The sequence below is a fragment of the Microcoleus sp. K5-D4 genome, from assembly GCF_036704575.1.
In the GTDB taxonomy this organism is placed as follows: Bacteria; Cyanobacteriota; Cyanobacteriia; order Cyanobacteriales; family Microcoleaceae; genus Microcoleus.
This window is the reverse complement of the sequence record NZ_JAUBSD010000051.1, coordinates 24621-46062: the sequence shown is the minus strand read 5'-3', so window position 1 is coordinate 46062 and position 21442 is coordinate 24621. Positions and strand designations below refer to the sequence as shown.

16 protein-coding genes and 1 tRNA gene are annotated in these 21442 nt (G+C 44.4%); 9 read left to right on the top strand and 8 right to left on the bottom strand.

Going from position 1 to position 21442, the window contains the following annotated elements:
- Positions 1-8: 8 nt before the first annotated feature.
- Positions 9-1496, top strand: a complete 1488-nt coding sequence (locus QUA77_RS17015; RefSeq protein WP_333451371.1) for a calcium-binding protein — start codon at positions 9-11, stop codon at positions 1494-1496.
- Between the two features lie 255 nt (positions 1497-1751).
- Positions 1752-2381, top strand: a complete 630-nt coding sequence (locus QUA77_RS17010) for a hypothetical protein (RefSeq protein WP_333451368.1) — start codon at positions 1752-1754, stop codon at positions 2379-2381.
- A 232-nt stretch (positions 2382-2613) separates the two neighbouring features.
- Here QUA77_RS17010 and ureC read toward each other — a convergent pair whose 3' ends face one another.
- The 5 genes from ureC to QUA77_RS16985 form a co-directional block, all read right to left on the bottom strand.
- The gene (gene ureC / locus QUA77_RS17005) at positions 2614-4350 is read right to left on the bottom strand and encodes an urease subunit alpha (RefSeq protein ID WP_333451365.1); all 1737 of its coding nucleotides are present in this window, start codon (positions 4348-4350) and stop codon (positions 2614-2616) included.
- 177 nt (positions 4351-4527) lie between these two features.
- The gene (locus QUA77_RS17000) at positions 4528-5655 is read right to left on the bottom strand and encodes a glycosyltransferase family 61 protein (protein ID WP_333451363.1); all 1128 of its coding nucleotides are present in this window, start codon (positions 5653-5655) and stop codon (positions 4528-4530) included.
- Between the two features lie 332 nt (positions 5656-5987).
- Entirely contained in the window at positions 5988-6305 is a 318-nt protein-coding gene (locus QUA77_RS16995; protein ID WP_333451361.1) for an urease subunit beta, read from the bottom strand.
- 33 nt (positions 6306-6338) lie between these two features.
- On the bottom strand, positions 6339-6641 hold the full coding sequence (gene ureA / locus QUA77_RS16990; protein WP_006635319.1) for an urease subunit gamma: 303 nt from the start codon (positions 6639-6641) through the stop codon (positions 6339-6341).
- 154 nt (positions 6642-6795) lie between these two features.
- Positions 6796-7671: an urease accessory protein UreD gene (locus tag QUA77_RS16985; protein WP_333451359.1), complete on the bottom strand. Its 876-nt coding sequence runs from the start codon at positions 7669-7671 to the stop codon at positions 6796-6798.
- Positions 7672-7961: 290 nt separating this feature from the next.
- Between QUA77_RS16985 and QUA77_RS16980 the strand changes: the two genes are divergently transcribed.
- Both QUA77_RS16980 and QUA77_RS16975 read left to right on the top strand, forming a co-directional pair.
- A complete protein-coding gene (locus QUA77_RS16980) occupies positions 7962-10676 on the top strand; it encodes a DNA methyltransferase (protein WP_333451357.1) in 2715 nt (904 codons plus the stop codon).
- A gap of 236 nt (positions 10677-10912) precedes the next feature.
- Entirely contained in the window at positions 10913-12688 is a 1776-nt protein-coding gene (locus QUA77_RS16975; protein ID WP_333451355.1) for an ATP-binding protein, read from the top strand.
- 240 nt (positions 12689-12928) lie between these two features.
- Here QUA77_RS16975 and QUA77_RS16970 read toward each other — a convergent pair.
- Positions 12929-13013, bottom strand: a tRNA-Leu gene (locus QUA77_RS16970).
- Positions 13014-13212: 199 nt separating this feature from the next.
- On the opposite strand from QUA77_RS16970, the gene ndhL reads away from it, so the two are divergent.
- The 4 genes from ndhL (at position 13213) to QUA77_RS16950 (ending at position 15980) form a co-directional block, all read left to right on the top strand.
- Positions 13213-13428 carry an NAD(P)H-quinone oxidoreductase subunit L gene (gene ndhL / locus QUA77_RS16965; RefSeq protein ID WP_193972727.1) on the top strand — a complete coding sequence of 72 codons (216 nt, stop codon included), beginning with the start codon at positions 13213-13215 and terminating at the stop codon, positions 13426-13428.
- The gene (locus QUA77_RS16960) at positions 13429-13734 is read left to right on the top strand and encodes a DUF3007 family protein (RefSeq protein WP_333040197.1); all 306 of its coding nucleotides are present in this window, start codon (positions 13429-13431) and stop codon (positions 13732-13734) included.
- A gap of 302 nt (positions 13735-14036) precedes the next feature.
- A complete protein-coding gene (gene trpA / locus QUA77_RS16955; RefSeq protein ID WP_333158452.1) occupies positions 14037-14834 on the top strand; it encodes a tryptophan synthase subunit alpha in 798 nt (265 codons plus the stop codon).
- Between the two features lie 498 nt (positions 14835-15332).
- Entirely contained in the window at positions 15333-15980 is a 648-nt protein-coding gene (locus QUA77_RS16950) for a DUF6658 family protein (protein ID WP_333040193.1), read from the top strand.
- A 918-nt stretch (positions 15981-16898) separates the two neighbouring features.
- Here QUA77_RS16950 and QUA77_RS16945 read toward each other — a convergent pair.
- Positions 16899-17021 (bottom strand): hypothetical protein, encoded by a 123-nt coding sequence (locus QUA77_RS16945; RefSeq protein WP_333079081.1) that lies wholly within the window; start codon positions 17019-17021, stop codon positions 16899-16901.
- Between the two features lie 255 nt (positions 17022-17276).
- Between QUA77_RS16945 and QUA77_RS16940 the strand changes: the two genes are divergently transcribed.
- Positions 17277-19688, top strand: coding sequence for an ATP-binding protein (locus QUA77_RS16940; RefSeq protein ID WP_333451369.1), 2412 nt, complete (start codon positions 17277-17279; stop codon positions 19686-19688).
- 275 nt (positions 19689-19963) lie between these two features.
- Here the strand turns inward: QUA77_RS16940 and QUA77_RS16935 are convergent, their stop codons facing one another.
- Entirely contained in the window at positions 19964-21295 is a 1332-nt protein-coding gene (locus QUA77_RS16935; protein ID WP_333451353.1) for a serine/threonine-protein kinase, read from the bottom strand.
- Between the last annotated feature and the right edge of the window lie 147 nt (positions 21296-21442).

Genomic DNA, 21442 nt, shown 5'->3' with positions numbered 1-21442 from the left:
CGATCGGTGTGGGGTTCTTCCCAAGTTCCTTATCTCCCTCCATCTCAGCCGACGGGAGGTTTGTGGCGTTTGAATCTAATGCCACCAACCTCGTGCCGGGGGACACTAACTCTTACCGGGCCATCTTCGCGCGCGACTTGTCAACCAATACCACCACCCTCGTCTCTGTTGACTCAGCAGGCAATCGGGGGAACAACTACTCCTTATCTCCCTCCATCTCAGCCGACGGGAGGTTTGTGGCGTTTTATTCTAATGCCAGCAACCTCGTGCCGGGGGACAACTATAACTTCGACATCTTCGTGCGCGACACGCTCGCCAATACCACCACCGGCGTCTCTGTTGACTCAGCAGGCGATCGGGGGAACCGCGACTCCTACTCCCCCTCCATCTCAGCCGACGGGCGGTTTGTGGCGTTTGAATCTGATGCCACCAACCTCGTGCCGGGGGACACTAACAATGGCAGAGACATCTTCGTGCGCGACACGCTCGCCAATACCACCACCGGCGTCTCTGTTGACTCAGCAGGCGATCGGGGGAACCGCGACTCCTACTCCCCCTCCATCTCAGCCGACGGGCGGTTTGTAGCGTTTGAATCTGATGCCGACAACCTAGTGCTGGGGGACACTAACAACAGGAAAGACATCTTCGTGCGCGACACGCTCGCCAACACCACTACCCTCGTCTCAGTCAGTTCTAGCGGCGATCGGGCGATCGGTTTCGATTTCTTCCCAGGTTCCCGATCTCCATCCATCTCGGCAGACGGACGATTTGTGGCGTTTTCGTCTGATGCCATCAACCTCGTGCCGGGAGACACCAACTATGACGAGGCCATCTTCGTGCGCGACACGCTCGCCAAAACCACCACTCTCGTTTCTGTTTCAGGGGCTGGCGATCGGGGGAACCGCTACTCCTTATCTCCCTCCATCTCAGCCGACGGGCGGTTTGTGGCGTTTTATTCTGATGCCACCAACCTCGTGCCGGGGGATACCAACAATAGCGGTGACATCTTTGTTGTTGACTTAACCAGCACTCCAGGTGGCATCAATAACTCTCCAAACGCCATCAACGGCACGAACGGCAACGACAACCTGACAGGCACGAACGGCAACGACACCATCAACGGTTTGGCAGGCGATGACGTTCTGACTGGTTTGCGGGGCAACGATATCATCAATGGTGGCGACGGCAGCGATAACCTGTCTGGGGGCAAAGGTTTTGACACCCTCAACGGCGGTTTGGGCAACGATATTCTAGTCGGTGGCGTGGGCAACGATGTATTTGTTTTAGGTGGGGGATTGGGAGTTGATACCATCTCTGATTTCGCAAACTCTCAAGATACCATTCAATTAATCAATGGCTTGACTTTCGGACAGCTATCAATTTCCCCTGGAACGGACGGCACATTAATTAGAGTAGCCAGCAGCGGTGAAGTTTTAGCTTCTTTGATAGGCGTTGCTCCGAACCTCATCGGCCCTGAAGATTTCCTCTCTGTTTAGATATCTGCCGATTCTCAATTGCCTAGTGTAGAAACACAGCACGGCGCTTTGTCCTTTTACCGAATATTTCACCTTTACTCAAAGAACGCGATCGGGACTTATGCACTCCGACAGAGAAACCGGATTTTTTACCGAATTTGCGGGTCACAACGCAGTATTTTCGTAAAAAACCCGGTTTCTGAACCCCCGTACACAAGCCCTAGCAAAAAATGGTTTGACGCGCAATATACTGTTGTTGGCTTTTAGTTATTAATTATGGCAAATTACAGAACTGTCTTGTTGTTCAATAGTTTAACTTTAGTGCTAGTTGGGCTAGTGACGGCGTGTCTGAGTTTATTTAGTTCTTCAGTAAAAGGGTTATTTTTGCCGCCTTGCTCTGCCACGTATCCGGGTGCAGGTTTCTTTTTTTTGGCGTTTCAAATGTTATTTTATTTATCGGTAATGGTGTGCGCTTTTACCTTTGGATTGCTGAGAATTATTCAACCAGAGCGCCCCGAAAATCGATTTATTTTATATTCGGCACTGTTTGCCGGTTGCTTTCTGTTCAATGAAGTTTTTCGCACCCACGTTCATCTGGGACGTGCGGGTTTCCCGAAAGTGACAATTGTCATATTTTACGCCGGGGTGGCCATTGCATACGGATTAGCTTTTCGGAGACAAATTCGCTCGACTCCCTATGCTTTACTGCTGAGTGGCGTTGGTTTGTTATTTGTTGCCTTTTTTGCAGAAGCGCTGCCTTTAAAAAACGAGATAATTTCGAGCTTGCTGGAGGGAATACCGAAGCTGTTGAGCGGGATTAATATTGCACTTTATTTTTGGTTTTTGTGTCAGGGCTTGATAGTGCGAGCGATCAATTTTTCTAACCGGAAATTACATCCCGAATGAAGTAAGATGAAGATTGGCCGTTGGGTGGGGGCGGGTTTTTTAGATTGTCGGTTTTGGGCAAATATTGTTGGTAAAACCCGCCCCTACATGATTGTATAATCGGTTAAAACTAATAGGTTGCACCATTCTCAATTAGCTTTTTATGAACAGGCAAGATGCCTGTTCCACAAAAAAATTTATATTTTGTGAAACAGGCATCTTGCCTGTTGCTGACAATGGTGCAAAATATCAGTCAAAACAAAAAGTATCGCTGCGCCATTGGCAAAACTGTTGCCGGTTCGCAAGTTAACAATTCCCCATCCGCCCTGACTTCATAAGTTTCTGGATCGACTTCCATTTGTGGCAAATAATCGTTGAGTTTCATGTCTCTTTTGCTAATTTGTCGCGTCCCGGAAACTGCTACAGTGGGCTTTTGCAAACCGAGCTGTGCGGCAATATCTCGATCGCGCGCAGCTTGGGAAACAAACGTCAGACAAGTCGCCCCAATCGCCCCGCCAAAACTGCCAAACATCGGCCGCATATGCACCGGCTGCGGCGTCGGAATGCTGGCGTTAGCATCTCCCATCTGCCCGTAGGCGATCGCCCCTCCTTTAATTACCAGTTCCGGTTTCACCCCAAAAAAAGCCGGCCGCCACAAACATAAATCCGCCAACTTTCCCTCTTCCACCGAACCGACATACTGACTAATTCCGTGAGTAATTGCCGGATTAATTGTATATTTTGCAATGTAGCGCTTCACGCGAAAATTATCGTTAATTTCCTCTGTTTCCCCCCCTTGGTAAGGGGGGGTTAGGGGGGGTAAATGTCCCCGCTGCACTTTCATTTTATGTGCCGTTTGCCAAGTCCGAATAATCACCTCTCCCACTCTTCCCATCGCCTGAGAATCAGAAGAAATCATGCTAAACGCACCTAAATCGTGGAGAATATCCTCAGCAGCAATAGTTTCCCTTCTAATTCTCGATTCAGCAAAAGCCACATCTTCAGGAATGCCTCGATCCAAATGGTGGCAAACCATCAACATATCTAAATGTTCTTCTAAAGTATTGACAGTGTAAGGGCGAGTCGGGTTAGTTGACGACGGCAAAACATTAGCTTGTCCGCACACTTTAATAATATCCGGTGCGTGTCCGCCACCAGCACCTTCGGTGTGGTAAGTATGAATAGCTCGATTCTTAAAAGCCGCAATTGTAGCTTCCACAAATCCCGCTTCATTGAGAGTATCGGTGTGAATTGCAACTTGCACGTCGTACTCGTCAGCTACATTCAAACAAGTGTCGATCGTTGCTGGTGTAGTTCCCCAATCTTCGTGGAGTTTCAAACCCATTGCACCGGCTAATATTTGTTCAATTAATCCTTGCGGTTGACTGCTATTTCCTTTACCTAAAAATCCTAGATTTACGGGGAAAGCGTCAGCAGCTTGCAGCATTCTGTACATATGCCAAGGCCCCGGAGTGCAAGTTGTGGCGTTTGTACCCGTTGCAGGGCCAGTGCCGCCGCCGATCATTGTCGTGATTCCAGAGGCGATCGCCACTTCAATTTGCTGCGGACAAATAAAGTGAATGTGAGTGTCAATTCCCCCAGCAGTGAGAATCATTCCTTCGCCCGCAATTACTTCAGTACCAGGCCCGATAATAATATCTACCCTATCTTGAATATAAGGATTTCCGGCTTTACCAATTTTGTCAATTTTGCCGTCTTTAATGCCGACATCTGCTTTAACAATTCCCCACCAGTCTAATATTAAAGCATTAGTAATCACCGTGTCAACAGCGCCGTCTGCATTAGAAATAGGCGACTGTCCCATCCCGTCACGAATGACTTTGCCACCGCCAAATTTAACTTCATCCCCGTAGGTTGTGAAGTCTTTTTCAACTTCTATGAATAATTCTGTATCGGCTAACCGGACGCGATCGCCCACAGTCGGCCCGAAGGTTTCCGCGTAGGCGCGGCGATCCATTCTGTAACTCATGCTCGCTCCTAATATTAATAAATTTTTAGTTACCAGTTGAGACCCACTTGAATTATAGTATGTGCCGAGTTCCTCAATCTGCAACCGTAAAAAAAATACCACATTAGGCAAGCTTTAAAACCCCGATCGTCCTCAATTCTGCCCCTCGAAAATCGCAAATGCTATGAAGGAGCAAATTTACTCCAGTATTTTCTGGATTTCCCTTTTCAAAATCTCCACATCTACCGTCATATCCATGCCAATGAAACTCCAATCTTCCGCTACATTGTTGTCATCAACCATACGCGAGTATTCTATTCCCAATAGCTGACAAATGTAATAGAAATATGGCGGAGTGTACCCTCCATAAAAGAATTCCAATACTTTCGTTCCCGGCTGACACCACAGCAAATTTGTAAAACCAGCCCCGTGAGGGCCCACAACCACCACCGCTTCTGCAAACAGACGAATTTGTTCATCAACAGTGCGCGAGATATCTTCCAAAATTTCAAAATCAAATTCTTTCAAAACCTCTCGCACTTGTACTTCATTTTTAACCTTGCGCCGGCCGCTTCTCGACAGATAAAGTTTTCTATAAGGCTTTACTTTTTCTTTAAGACAGAATTTTTTCCGCAAAAGCTCTATATCGTAAGGACTCGGAAAATACCAGTCTTGATTGTTTCCCACCACCAGACTTTCTGCATGATATCCCGTATCTCTAGCCCTAGTGTCGATTAGTGAACTTTCAGGAATACCGAGTTTGGTCATAAAGCCCAACTCAAAATTTGTATGTCGTAAAGGATAACAAATTTTGGCTTCTTGCCAAATTTCCTTACCTAAAGCCTCCTCAATTCGACAAAGTTTAGCCAGCACAAAAATCACATAATCATAATAACTGCACCACAAATGCGACCAAGGAGCAACTACCAGCGGATAGGTAATTTGGTTAGGTTTGTAAGGCCATTCCAGAATGCCCGCACCGCTAATCCGAAAATCCAAGTCTAAAAGCAACTTGTTATTCAAAAGCGTGTTGCCAGACGTACAAATAGTTAGAGAATTTATTTTTTGATTCAGGGAAATCTTCCAAACATAATCTGGGTCAAAAGACACGGTTTTTTCCGTGGCAAAAAACCGAGAAGGCACTTTATTTACCGAGGTTAATGCGGGTATATTGATTGGTTCATGCTGCTTTTTATAAACGATGCTGTCATCTAACAATTTGATGCTGGTGCGCCGGTCTAACGGGGTTCTCCAGACACGCCTTGATGTTGCAAGCAAGCTCTGCTTCAAAGCCTGTTTTATCTGGTCAACTAATTTTGGGTTCATCACGCACTTTTGCTGTATATCTTTGCAATTTTAACAACTACGGTATCCCCCAAACGGCAGATTTTAACTCGCTCAAAAGTATGAGATTTAAGTAACAAAAGAAAGGCAGAAGGGACTTATACAGAAGGCAGAGAAACAGTTTTGAAATTACTTGAGAACTCTCCAGGCGTAGGGCTGGAATTGATACCATTTTCGATGGGGGATTGGGGATGACTGATCACTATCATAGTGTGGAAATTCCCTACAGTTGCATTTTTTTTTGAAACTGCTGGGACTTTTAAGTTAAAAAGTTTCAAATTCAAAACTAAACAATTGTGAACTACCTTCTGGCTTCATACTTCAGCATCCAGATGACCGTTCACTTTTCCATTAAAGCCGTAGACTTGACGACTACCAACAAACGGCACTAATTGAACTTCCCTTTCATCTCCCGGTTCAAACCTGACTGCTGTACCTGCGGGGATATCCAACCGCATTCCTTTTGCTTGTTCTCGATTAAATTCTAAGGCTTCGTTTGCCTCATAAAAGTGATAGTGTGAACCAATTTGAATGGGTCGATCGCCTTTATTTCCTACCAGCAACCGCACCGTTGGGCGAGCCGCATTTAATTCTATTTCGCCTGCTGAAACAATCATTTCTCCTGGAATCATCTTTTCCTCCTATGAGTCTGTCTGGTTAATTTTTTAACGGATCGGATCGTGCACTGTTACCAACTTAGTTCCGTCGGGAAAAGTCGCCTCAACCTGAACTTCATGCACCATTTCTGCTATCCCTTCCATCACATCTTCCCGCGTCAGGAGAGTTGTTCCATAACTCATTAAATCTGCGACGGTGAGGCCATCTCTTGCTCCTTCTAAAATGGCGGCGGAAATGTAGGCTAGTGCTTCTGGATAGTTTAATTTTAAACCTCTTTGTTTCCGGCGCTCTGCTACCAGGGCGGCGGTGAAAATCAGCAGTTTGTCTTTTTCTTGGGGGGTGAGTTGCATTTTTATTCTTGTAAGTGCGATCGCATTATTTGATTATGATATCTTTTACGGTTTTTTGTGAATGATTTAACCGCAGAGGGCGCAGAGTCTCCAGAAGAGAGAGATAAATAATCGAGTTAGGATGGGAACTATACATTGAATCTCAAAGATCATCCTATTTTATCCAAACTCTGGGCAAACAGCAAGGGCGTTCTGAAAAAGATAAGCGCAGCAAGTGCCAAATGCTGACAAACCAGTCTCTAGCTGCGGTGGTGGATGAACCGCGATATCGGCACAGCAAACCGTTAGGAATACGAGTGACGCCGACGGTGGAATTACCAGGATAAATTGTTGCCTCAGATGGCAAATTTCGCACTTTTTCCACGAACTCTGTGGTGACGGGTTCGCCTACCCAAGCAAGGGTGGCGACTACGGGTTTTCCTCCGAGGCCGTGAGGGCTTTCGAGCATTTTTTCTCCACCTTTGAGCAATTGTCTGTCAATCCATAAAGGGCTGTTTTGTTGCCAGACTTCGGTGTGCGATCGCCATTCTCCAGACAAGAAGTTTTCGCCCCTAGCACTGCGTCCAAATCTGGTAACTTCCCACAGTAAAATCCTCGCTGTTGGTGCTAATTCTACCCGCAAATTTTGCCGATATATTGCGCCGTCAAAAACTATTGTTTCCTGTGGCAGCCATTCTAAATTAGCAGCGATATCTAGTTGAATGTCAATATTTTGTTGTGATTCTAGTCCGCTGCTACGATAGATTTTACTAGCAGCGGCGCTGGTAATCAAGGCTTTGGCGTTGGGTTGGAGGTGAAAATTGCTGGAAAGTCGATCGCCCCCGACAACTCCGCCAGCCGTGTGCAAGATGACGCTGTGACAAATGTCTTTCCCTTCAGGATAAAACGGGCGCTGCACCTTGAGGGGCGCTTGCATTTGACTGTGAATGATTTGAGTTGCACCGCTGCGGTTAGCGTAGACTAAATCCAGGTGGCCGTGCCATCCAGTTTGAATGTTATTTGTAGGTATTTCAGTCGAGTTTTGAATCACAGATTTTTAGGATTTAATAATAAAGATTATTAACAATATAGTATTACTACCCGCTACCCAACATTCCGCCAGGGAATTAATTCCCTGGCTCACAGCTCAAGTCCTCTCAAAGAGGACTAAATAAATAGTATCAAATTTTGTTGAAAAAAATAACATATTCTTTTCAGTCCTCTTCAGAGGACTTTAGCTATTAGACAGGGAATTCATTCCCTGGCGGCCTATGACCAAAGATAACAATAATACAAGATAGCAGATTATACTAATTAATAGGCGTTTTAAATAATCCTCCCATGCCAGCAACCCCTGAAAGCCTCCAAAAATTTGTTACCTACTGCCAACAACACATTACAGGCGATGAAAAAGGACAAGCACAGGTATTTTTAGACCGCTTCTTTCGGGCTTTCGGCCACGAGGGGGCATTAGAAGCAGGCGCAACCTATGAGGAACGCATAGAAAAAAGCAGCAAAAAAGGTCAACTTGGATTTGCTGATTTGGTGTGGAAAAAGCACGTTTTGATTGAAATGAAAAAGCGCGGTGAAGATTTGACTAAAAGAGAACACCGCACCCAAACAGAACGCTATTATATTCGCCTAAAAAAAGACGATCGCCCGCGCTACGTGATGATGTGCAACTTTGACGAGTTTCACATTTACGATTTCGACCTTCAGCCGGATCAGCCTGTAGACATTATATCCCTAAAGCAATTGCCCGCGCGATCGCCCGCTTTTGCCTTCATGGAATCTACCAGCCGCCGCCCCATATTCAAAAACAACCAAGTCGAGATTACCGAAAAAGCTGCTAGCAGAATGGGGATGCTGCTAGAAATGTTAATCGAACGCGGCCAAGAGCGCAAATTTGCTAAATTTAATCAGTTTCAGGCCCAGCGATTTGTGTTGCAATGCGTCTTAGCAATGTTTGCCGAAGATAGGGGACTTTTGCCGCCTGCACTCTTTACTCGCTGCGTCAAAGATTGTCTGGAAGGAGCAAGTTCTTACGATGTCTTGGGTGGCTTATTTCAAGCAATGAATCAGCAGGGAGTCACGCCCGGAGGACGTTATGAAGGAGTCGAGTATTTCAACGGCGGATTATTTTCGGAAATACACCCCATTGAACTGCAACAGGGTGAGTTGAAAATATTAGAAGTTTGTGCCGAACAAAACTGGAGTCAGGTACGCCCTTCTATTTTTGGCAATATCTTTGAATCGGCTTTGAAAACAGATAAAAAACAGCGCCGCGCCTACGGGATTCACTTTACTACAGAGGGAGACATTCGCCGCATTGTTTTGCCCACAATTAGCTATTACTGGGAAGAGCGAATTAACGCTGCAAATACGGTAGCAAAACTGCAAAATCTGCATCAAGAATTAGGTCGCTATCGCGTCCTAGATCCGGCTTGCGGTTCGGGTAATTTTCTGTATGTAGCTTATCAAGAACTTAAGCAAGTTGAAAAGTTACTTTTAGATAAGCTAAACGAGTGCGACGGTACAAGAGGTTATATGAATTTAGTCACGCCGCAGCAATTTTACGGCATGGATATTAACTCGTTTGCGGTGGAGTTGGCGCGGGTGACACTGATGATTGGCCGTAAGGTGGCGATCGATAATTTGGGATTGAAAGAACCTTCTCTGCCTTTAGATACTTTGGATAAAAATATTGTCTGTAAGGATGCTTTATTTACTGATTGGGTGAAGGCTGACGCGATTATCGGGAATCCTCCGTTTTTAGGTGGCAAGCACATGAGGATTGCCTTGGGAGATGAATATATTGACCGCGTGTTTAAACGCTTTCCTGATGTGAAAGATTCGGTTGATTTTTGTGCTTATTGGTTTCGGATTGCTCACAACAATTTAGAACCCAATGGTAGGGCTGGTTTAGTTGCTACTAATTCAATCAGTCAAGGTAAAAGTCGTGCTGCTGCTTTAGATTATGTCGCGCAAAATGGCGGTCACATTTATGCAGCCGTTTCTACTCAGCCTTGGTCTGGGCAAGCTAAGGTTCATGTCAGCTTGATTAACTGGAGCAAGGAAAAGCCGAAAGTTTACTATTTAGATAATCTCGCGGTTTCTAGTATCAACTCTTCGCTGCAAGCTACGATTGATGTTTCTCAAGCTGCTAGGTTGTCAGCGAATTTAAACACATGCTTTCAAGGTGTAATTCCAGTGGGAATGGGATTTATTGTTAGTCAACAGCAGGTTAATGATTGGATTAAAGAAGATGCTAAAAATCAAGAGGTTCTTAAACTTTTTTCAATGGGTGCAAATCTAGCAAAGAATCCTAACGGTATGCCGGAACGCTGGATTATTGACTTCAATGATATGAACATTGAAGAAGCGAGTGAATATGTGCTGCCTTTTGAGTATGTGAAAGCTCATGTCAAGCCTGAACGGGATAATAATCGAGATGCACGATCCCGAATTTATTGGTGGAATTTTTTGCGATTGCGTTCAGAAATGAGAAAGGCGATCGCCCCTTTATCTCAATACTTTGCAGTTCCAGAGGTATCCAAATGGGCTGTTTTCGTTCCTTGCTCTTGTGAATGGCTGCCCGGAAATAAAACTAAAGTTGTTGTCTCTGATGATTTTTATGTTTTTGGCATCCTAACATCGAAAATTCACCGAATTTGGATGAATGCTCAAAAATCTACACTTGAGGACAGAATAGCTTACACCCACAATACCTGCTTTGAAACTTTCCCATTTCCCCAGACCCCGACCGATCAATTAGTGGAGCAAATTCGGGTAACGGCGGTCGAATTGCATCAATACCGCACTCAACAAATGTCCGCAAAGCAGTGGGGAATTACTCAACTTTACAATAAATTTTTTAATGAACCAACAAGTCAACTTTATAAACTTCATGCTAAGCTCGATCGCGAAGTAATGCAAGCTTACGGCTTTACTGACCGCGACGATATTTTAGCAAAAGTGCTGGAATTAAACCTAGAACTGGCAAAAAAAGAAAAACGGGGAGAACCCGTAGTTGGGCCTTGTGTCCCAACTGACTAAAAATACTAATCGTTGTAATCATAAGTTTTGTAAATTTGCGTATAATCACATAGATTGTTGATAGAGATCACAAACACTCTAGTATAAAAACAGAGATAATAGGGGAAGAGTTAAGTTTTGAGTTAAAGATTTCCAAATTCAAAATTAAACAGTCAAAACAGCTTTCCGCCTTCAGCATAAGTGCATTCTGCTTTTCTTCGCTCAATTACTCCTGATTTGTTTGGGAGGAACTTCCCATGTTATTATTTACCCACAGCCAGTCCAAAAATAGCAAGGTAGAGCAAAAGCACTATGCTCAAAAACATTTGTTACCGACTTCAACTATTAATCTAACTGGGCTAAAGGCAGAATGCAACCATTTGCGGATCGGCCAAAAAATTAGCTATGGCTATGCTTTAGCTATCGGCATAGCGATTTTGGGAACTGGTGCGGGACTGAGATTGGGAGACTACTTTCGCAAGCAAGCTTTAGTTCAGGTGAATGTTGCTGGGCAGCAGCAGCAACTGCTGCAAAATTTGCAAAATACCGTATTTGAAGCCCGATCGCACGCGGCGAGATTGCCAGTCGTTTTGGGAAACACTCTGGCGCTACAATACGAACAAGATCGGTTTTTCAGGCAAATCCATCAGGCTAAAATCCTGATTTCAGAAATTGAATCTTTCGCACGAGAAAATCCGGATAGACTAGCAACAGAAGAGGCAGCATTGCACGCTATATTGAAGAAATCTGCCCTCGTCATTGATTACTACGGTAAGCTAATTAAATTGCAGTTAAAAGAAGCGGATGTTTGGAACTTGCCACCCAACAGCATTGAGTCCGCACAACTACAAATGTTGAGGACTAGCAGCGGCCAAGAGGCGATCGTACTAGATAACCTTGCTCAAAGTTTAACTGACCTAATTTCTACAGTAGAAATTCACAAACAGCAAGGAACCCAAGCATTAGAAGAAGCTGGAAGTTTGCGAAACCGAATTATTATCGGGAGTATGCTAATTTCAGCACTCATCGCCGCCACCCTAGCGGACAAAACCAGCCGCGCGATCGCCCAACCCCTCGAAACCGTCACTAATGTGGCTCAGCAAGTTGCTCGCGAATCAAATTTTAACCTGCAAGTACCAGTCACAACCGACGACGAAATCGGAGTTTTAGCTGTCTCTTTCAATCAATTGATTCAGCGAGTTAGCGAGTATACACAAGAACTAAAACAAACTCAATCCCAATTAATTCAAACCGAAAAAATGTCATCTCTCGGTCAAATGGTGGCAGGGATAGCCCACGAAATCAACAATCCTGTCAACTTCATCGGCGGCAACATTGACTATGCCAACCAATACATCGAAGATTTAGCAGGTTTGGTAACTCTCTATCAAGAATATTATCCCAACCCACCAGATGCCATTCTAGAGCGCATCGAAGACATTGAACTCGAATTTCTCAGAGAAGATTTACCAAAAACTCTCTCTTCGATGAAAATGGGAGCCGATCGCATTCGCGAAATTGTCGTATCGATGCGGAATTTTTCGCGATTGGACGACGGAAAAATGAAATCAGCCGACATTCACGAAGGAATTGATAGCACCCTCGTAATTCTCAATCATCGGCTCAAACAAGGTATTCAAGTTATTAAACAATACGGCAAGTTGCCTGCGCTTGAGTGCTATCCGGCCCAACTCAATCAAGTATTTATGAACGTGATCGGCAATGCAATAGATGCGCTGGAGGAGGTGAAAAAGGAAGACAAAGGCTATTCGCCAACTATTTGGGTTAGCACGGAAATTACAGCCGACAATACTGTCACCGTCAAGATTCGGGATAACGGGCCGGGAATTGCGTCCGCCAGTGCCCAACAGATATTTGACCCCTTTTTCACAACAAAGTCGATCGGCAAAGGTACGGGATTAGGATTGGCTATTTCCTATCAAATCCTTGCCAAGCATCAAGGCAAAATTGAGGTAAATTCTCAAATAGGACAGGGCACGGAATTTGTGATTACTTTGCCAGTTGCTGCGTAATATCACGCGGGACGGGATGAACAGAAAAAATCGCTTCCGACTGTCGCAGAATTTCCCAAACCAGCCGATTTGCTCAACCAGTTGAAGACCCGACGTAAAAAGTCGTGGGCGAACTTGGCAGATATAGAGAGAGGCGCTTTTGGACATAGTAGAAAACCATTAGCGCGAAAATTGAACGGATAACAGAACTCTTGGTGACAAGAAATCAGAAACCGTTGAATCACAAATCATTGAAATGGATGGGGGCGGAGGGACTTGAACCCACACGACCGTTTCGGGTCAACGGATTTTAAGTCCGTAGCGTCTACCATTCCGCCACGCCCCCCTTTGGTCAAGCTGCTGTGGTTTTGAGCCACTAACAGCAACAGCCTTTTATTCTACAGCCAAAACCCGAATTTACGCAACCCCTAATCAAAAAATTCCCAAAAGTCGCGCTGGATCTCCGCAAGCGGTACAATAGTTAACCAGCCAACGGAGCGTGTCAACTGAACTTACCCGTGTTATTATTCCCCTAAAGCAAATCTATGTATATTACCTTACTGCTTTACGCCGTCTTGGCAGGAGCCTACCTCCTGGTAGTACCCGCGGCCACCTACGCTTACCTCAACAGCCGCTGGTACGTCGCTACCTCTTTTGAGCGCGGCTTCATGTACTTCTTGATGTTCTTCTTCTTCCCAGGTATGTTTCTCCTAGCTCCATTTTTGAATTTTCGGCCCAAACGGCGGCAGATAGAAGCCTAAATGCGACGTATTGACGTAATTGGAATCAGTGTCGGCTTTTTTGTAGCAGGTGGGTTTGTCTACTTGCTACTGCAATTTGCCGGACTCGACAGCATGAATGCAGGGATTTGGAGTCAGTTGTTTTTGGTCGCCGGCTTGATTGGCTGGCTGGTGACTTATTTATTTCGAGCACTGACTCAAAATATGACCTACAGCCAGCAATTGCAAGACTACAAAGAAGCTGTCTTGCAGAAGCAGCTAGATGCACTCACTCCTGAAGAATTAGCCCAACTTCAAGCCGAAATTGAGCAGGAAAAAGATAATTAGTCAATAGTCCTTAGTCCTCAGTCATTAGTTATTAGTGAGTTATTAATGATTAGTCATTAGCAATAAACTCTGAACTAATGACTGGGGAATAACAACTCATCAATAGTAATATTGACTGCTAATTTAATGACTGATGATTGATATCACGTTCCCTAAAATAAGCGCGATAGGTTTGTAGTGAGGACTTCAGTCCGAGGGAGTTTTATGAGAAATGAAGTCCTCACTACAAACAAATTTAATTGCGCTCGATCGAGGGGACATCCTATGAGGACCAATGACCAATGACTGATGACTAATAACTAATGACTATTTCTAATTGTTTTGAAACGTTGCGAAAAAGCAACCAATGTGCATTGATTCCTTTTATTACTGCTGGCGACCCAGACTTGGAGACAACGGCTAAAGCACTGCAAATTTTGGATGATAACGGTGCAGATGCGATCGAGCTTGGCGTTCCCTATTCTGACCCGCTAGCTGACGGGCCGGTGATTCAAGCCGCTGCTACAAGGGCTCTACAGCGGGGAACGACGTTAGATGCGGTGCTTGAAATGGTAGCGAAAGTTAGTCCGAATTTGCGATCGCCCATCATTCTCTTCACATACTACAACCCGATTTTGTACCGAGGTATAGAAACCTTTTTGCAGCAAATCAAAAGTGCTGGAGTTCAGGGGTTGGTTGTACCAGACTTGCCCTTAGAAGAAGCAGACAGTCTCATCCAACCTGCCAACAAATTAGGGATTGAACTAACATTATTAGTTGCTCCGACAAGTCCCAAAAGTCGCATAGAAGCGATCGCCCGTCAGTCTCAAGGATTTATTTACTTAGTCAGTGTGACGGGGGTTACGGGAGTACGCGAAGGCTTAGAAACGAGAGCAAAAGAATTGCTGCAAGAACTCCGCACCGTCACCGACAAACCCATCGGCGTCGGGTTTGGTATATCGCAACCTGAACACGCTCGCCAAGTGAAAGAATGGGGTGCAGATGCTGCGATTGTTGGCAGTGCTTTTGTCAAACGCTTGGCTGAAGGAACTCCAGAACAGGGTTTAGAGGCGATCGGGGAATTCTGCAAGAGTTTAAAAACAGCGATTCAAAATGCTTAGTAAGTGTGCACATACTTTCAGCCATTAGACAGATGTGTGCGATCGGGATGTGCCGCCACAATTGCGATTAAAGACCTTGTTGTACTTGAGATCATACACCACTTTCCTTCTAGTTCCTGACTAGAAGGTTTTTTTTGGAGCCGAACACGCACAATATTTCAACATAGTGCGCGCATGGAAAACCAAACAGCTATGTATGGAAACGACTTTGCCTTCTCCGGTGCGGGGTGCTGCGACTTTTAATAATTGGTAGAAGATTGAGGATTGTCCATTTTTTCTTCCTGATTGCTGATTTCTATCCGCTCGAAAAGCCGAAGAGCCTTCTTCCTTCTTCCTTCTTCCTTCTACTATAACTTGAGGAATGTAACTTGGGATAGATGAAAAGCTACGGTTTCTATTCGTATACTTAAAAAGTGTTTAAGTGCCTAATTTGGTACGGCTAGACATCTACAAAGCCACAAGGCATTTGAGCATCTCACAATAGAAAGGAGCATTTTTATGAACAGACTAACTGCATTTGTGAAAAAAATTCGAGCTGTACAAATCTTAACAGTGTTTCTGGCTGGCATTTTAGTATTAGTGAGTACAGCCTGTAGCCGCCCTGATGTGACGGCAGGAAAAACTGATGTGATGGCAGGACAGGCTGATGCGAGGGTAGGAAAAACTGCCGACAAAATTAGAGAAGAAGTGCCTTCAGGGGCTGTAACGTCCGAATTCAAAGGCGGGATGAACGACTACAGCGAGGTCGATCCCAGAAACAAAAAGATGACCACCACAGAAGCAAAAGCTGAGCTTCTTAAAGAGCAAGCGCAGCACCGCATTGACACGAAATCTAGCAACAATGTAGGCGAAAATGTGCGGCGGGTAGCGGATGACGCACCTGAGAAACTAGGCCAAATTGGGGAAAAGGTGAAGGAAGATGCTCGCACCGCCCAGCGCAAAGCTGATAACTTTGGCGACAAAACCAAACAAGGCTTTTCTAATCTTAAAGAAAACACTCGCGAAGGCTTGAAGGGAGCAAAAGATGTTGTTAAAGAAGCCACGCAGGGAGCAAAAGAAAGAGCAGCAGAGGGTACTGAGTCTCTGAGATATAATACCAGCGGCGGCCAAGAAAATATCAATGATGCAGCACGAGATGCAAGATAGAATGCTCAAGATGCCTCAGACAATATTTCCTAGAAAGTGAATCGAGATATTGACTGAACTCAACGAGCGGCTGAAAGAGCGACAGACGACTAATCTCAAATAACGCTGTTTCCTTTTCGGGAAGCTAGATTCCGACAGGGGTTAAAACCCCTGTCGGAATCTAGGTAAAATCAATCGATTTTAGATTTTAGATTAAAGAATTGAAGCATTGACCCCACGGATAAATTCGGGGGGCAAGTTTCATCGGATACAGGTTTTTTATTTCTGGGTCCTGAGTCTGCGAAGGAATGAATCCGGGGGCTTGTATCCTGGATGCTTCCGGTCATGTGAAGACTACTGCCTATTAATATTTGATTGGGTTTTAACCCCTGGGAGGGCTATTAGGCCGGAAGGAGAGTGGAGGGGGGTTTCAGCACAATCCAACGTCCCTGTCGTTTTCTAGGGGGGACTGGAATGCCACTTTTTTCACGACGGATTCTTTATAATTTCTATAGATTGTATTTGGATTTTTTAAGATAAAAACTTTTTGACCGACGTAGCGGAAATTTGGGCGATCGAGCTATATTAAATTCAATTAATTACCCATTGTATTTTTCAATATATGATAAGGCAGTGTTTCTACGGTATTTCGCGTTCATTGAATCGCATTTGAGATTAACAGCAGAAACTTATACGTAAGTAAAAAGCTTTAATCGCGATCGCCAAAGTATAAAATGTTGTTCATTCACAGATAATTGGAATTTTCGATCGGGTGATCAAAAATTATGCGGTTTATGCCCTAAGATAGATACACTAAGTTTTGTCAAGCTAATTTCGGAGTTGAGGTCAGCCGATATGGACGCAATAATAAATGCAGTAGATTTGACTACGGTAATGCCTGGAGCTCGCCCGATCGCGCAATTGTAAACACATTCTCGATCAGCGATCGATCGGTTCGTGCGCGAGAAAGACCGACAACCCGCCGCTAAAATTCTCAAACCTACCTCGTTGTGGGGGAGGATTTCCGGGACGCGGTGCTGCTACAATCCAAAAAAGTTGCATTAGCGACCGTTCATGGGATCGGTAGAAATAGTCCTCAACCGAACAGACATTCTCGACGAACTCCAACGCAGATCGGTTATTTACAAATACATTAAACCTTCCAATCTTTCAATTAATCTTGACTGTTAGCTGCCAAATAGAGGTGTATAAATTTTAACCAAAAAAGGCCACGGATTCGCGATATATTCGAGCCGTAATCCGCCGCCAATCGACAGGGGAAATGGAGGCAAACCTTATCTTGGGAATTGTGTTTTGATGCTAGTAACGATGATGCACGACTTTTATGATGCGCTGGCAGATTTGGCAATCTATGCAGATGCCGCACCGGCAGAGCGCCAACAAATCCTTAATCGCGTTGGGGCTAGTCAGAAAAAACTCAAAGAATTCGCGCACCATACGCCGATCAATTACCAACACAAGTTCGAGCTGGTTGAGGCAGAATTGCTGGGGGTTTTGGGACAGACAGCAGAAGCAATGGAACTGTATGATCGAGCTATTACCGGAGCTAAAGCTAACGAATATGTCAATGAAGAAGCTCTTGCCTGCGAACTCGCTGCTAAGTTTTACCTGTCATTGGGAAGAGAAAAAATTGCCCGAATTTACATGATAGATGCCTATGATTGCTATGTGCGCTGGGGAGATAGAGCAAAAATTGATGACTTAGAAAAACGTTATCCTCAATTATTAAAACCGATTTTAGAAGCCGCAAAACTCCCTGCAAATCCATTAGCAAATTTTTCAACACCGGCTGGGCAAAATCAATCGCTTCATCCATCCATTCATCCATCCATTTATCCGTCTGTTTCGGCGAGCGTCTCAGATTTCGGGAATTTTTCCACACTGCTAAAAGCTTGTCAAGCGCTCTCTAGTGAAAGAGAACTCGAGCGACTGATTGCCAAACTGATGCAACTGGCGATGAAAAATACAGGAGCTGACAAAGGAGCGCTGATTTTGCCAAACGGCAATCAATGGGAAATCGCGGCTACCAGCACGCTCGACAATTCAGGACTCGAATGGGCGATCGACTTATTATCCGCAAAACTCGATGACAACAGCGATATCTTGCCCCTCAAAATTGTTGACTGCGTTAAAAATTTATTGAAACCTGTTATTGTTCGGGATCTCGCTCAACAACGTGATTGGGATTCCGACTCCTACATCCTCAAATACCAACCGCAGAGCCTGTTGTGTTGGCCGATTCTCGATCGAGGCAGCTTAGTCGGCATTTTGTATCTGGAAAATCGCTTAACCGCAAGAGTTTTTACCCGCGATCGCCTGCAACTTCTCAATCTACTGTGTTCCCAGGCAGCCATCTGTTTGCAAAATGCTCTGCTATATAAAAAGTATCAGGATTACAACCAACAATTAGAGCGATCGCTAGTAAAAATTAGCCGAACCGAAGCTCAGCTTGCCGATCAGAAAAAAATGCTCCAAGCGATTCTTGATGTCGCTCCGATTTGGATTTGGATGGTGAATCCCAGTGGTAAAGTACAGTTTGTGAACAAGACATTTTCTCAAGAGGTGGGCGTGCCTCTGAGCGATTTCCTAGCTGTCGATCATTATAAAGATATACTAGGGGAGAATGCAGCGGGCTGTCTGGTTTCAGATGCCGCCTGCCTTACTCAAGATTTGCCGCATTACTCCAGCGAAATTCTCAGACTTGTGGACGGCCAACTACACTATTTAGAAATCACGAAAGTGCAGTTAAAAAATTCCCAGGGCGAGACGATCGGGATTATTGGTTTGGGTGTTGATGCCACGGATCGCAAGCAAGCAGCAGAACTTTTGCAAGAGCAAAACCAACAGCTAGAACGAACTTTAAAAAATTTACAACAAGCACAACTGCAAATCGTGCAAAGTGAGAAAATGTCGGCCTTGGGTAATTTGGTCGCCGGAGTAGCCCACGAAATCAACAATCCGATTGGGTTTATTTCTGGCAATTTAAGCGAAGGTAAAAGAAGTTTGGAAGATGTTATAGAACACTTAGAATTGTATCGCTCCGGTGCATCGCAATCGGAAATAGCCGACCACGCCGAAGAGATAGACCTCGATTATCTTTTGGAAGATTTACCGAAGATGATTGATTCAATGCAACTTGGGTGCGAGCGCATTTGCAGCATCAGCAACAGTTTGCGTACCTTCTCCCGAGGCGACAAAGACTACAAAGTTCCTTTTAATATTCACGAAGGCATTGATAGCGCTATTTTAATTTTGAAACACCGTCTAAAAGCAAACGAACACCGCCCGCAGATCGAAGTGATCACTAAATACGGCAATCTCCCTAAAATCGAATGTTTCCCTGGTCAATTGAATCAAGTTTTCATGAACCTGCTTGCGAATGCGATCGATGCCTTAGAAGAGTCAAATATTGGACGCAGTTTTAGCGAAATTACCGCCAACCCCAACCGCATCACGATTGGCACTGATATAGTCGGCGAAGGGTACATTAAAATTAAAATTGCTGATAACGGCACGGGCATAAAAGAGGAAGTTAAACAGCAGATATTCGACCATTTGTTCACGACGAAAGGTGTCGGCAAAGGAACTGGATTGGGGTTGGCAATTGTCCACCAGATTGCGGTAGAGAAACATGGCGGAAGCATCGAGGTGAATGGCGAGCCTGGAGTTGGCACTGAGTTTGCGATCGTTTTGCCTGTGAAAGGATAAATTTGAATTAAAATTCAATGTTTTTGGGGCGATCGCGTAATAAGATATACTGACTTTAATTGGGGTCTTTTTTTGAAAGCCTTGGCATAACTCTTTTAAAGTAGCATCATTTTTTTGATCGAGCAGTCTGGTTTACAAGCTGTTGCTACTGTACTTAATGAACCTGGAATCTGCTGTATTTTAGACACCCTATAAGTGAGCGCGTTACCCATTTTTAGTTGCGAGGTGTCTATTATACAAAAAAATTAATAACCAAGGCTTCGTCCTACAAAAATTTATCTTAAATTTAACCAATCTTGAATTTCTTGCGCTAACCAAGCCGCCTCAACCTCTTTCAAATTTGTTGCTAAAGTATAAAAGTAAGTTCCCCTCTCGTTACCTGAACGAATTTTGATTTGATTTCCCTGATAAGTATTGTATAGAAAAGCACCCAAAATCTCAGAAACTTCCCCCCTTTGTCCTAAATAACTCCAACCAAATATCTGATGTTCCAGTTTAAAGTAGTTCCGGTTAAAGGTAATTTTAGTACCATTGCCCAAAATCTTAAGTAACATACTTGCTACAAGCGGAAAAAATCCTAATCCCATACTGACATTTACTTGCAAATATGCTAAGACTATCGGCCAAGATAGCAGTATAGTTAATATTCCTATAAAAGAACCTAAAAAAGGCTTTCTGGCTAAAGTAGACGGAATTTTAATGTTTAACTCCGTTGCTGATTTGCTAAGTTGAATGCGACAGCGAGGTGGTTTAGCAATTTTCCAAACAGTCGGAATTTGAAGATTAGCCCCTTGTATTTTTCCCGATTTCAAAGCTGCTAAAGCCTCTCTAGCCTTGCTGAAACGCTTTTCTAAGGCGATTTCCGTCATCTTCTCAATCCAGCTTACCAAAGTGGGATTCACACTCACGCGATCGCTAAACTGAATCCGAGAATCTTTCTGTGGCAAATCCGCAGGAGTCATCCCCGTTAACAAATGAATTAAAGTAGCTCCCAAAGCATACAAATCCGAAGCCGCCACCGCCCGCCCCCAAAACTGTTCTAAGGGTGCATAGCCACTCGTTCCTACCACTGTAAACGTTACACCTGTCACCGCCGCTTGAGCTTGTACCGCCCCAAAATCTACTAGATAAACTTGCTGATCTTCCCCCCAAATTAAATTACTCGGCTTAATATCTCGGTGCAAAACTGGGGGGCTTAATTCATGCAAATAAATTAAAATTTCCAGCACTTCAGTGGCAATTTTGCGTACTTGTTTTTCTGAAAACTTCTTGCCTTTTTCTAACAATTCCTGAAGTGAAAATCCCGGAATATAATCTTGCACTAAGCCAAACCAAGGCAATCCTGCTCCGGCTTCCCGCTCCAGGGAAAAATAATCTCGATAGCAAGGAATGCGGGGATGATTTAGCGCCTGCAAAACTTGTGCTTCTCTTTCAAAAAGCTTGAGTTCTTCCCAGTGCATTTCCGGGCTAAAAGCTAACATTTTCAGCGTCACCTGTTCTTGAGACTCTAAATCTACTGCTAGCCAAGTTTGATGGCCTGCCGCTGTGCGTCCTAAACGCTGTTGCAATTGATAACGTTCTTGTAAAATTTTTCCTGTATCTAACACAGCATTGCCCTCCAGTTGTGAATGCTACAAAATGGCCTTAACTATTAAATTAATGACGGCTCTCCTACCTAGCTCATTTTTCCTCATAATTGTTAAATCACAAGGTCGGAGATTAAATCTTTTGGTGACAGCCATAAATTGCTGCTA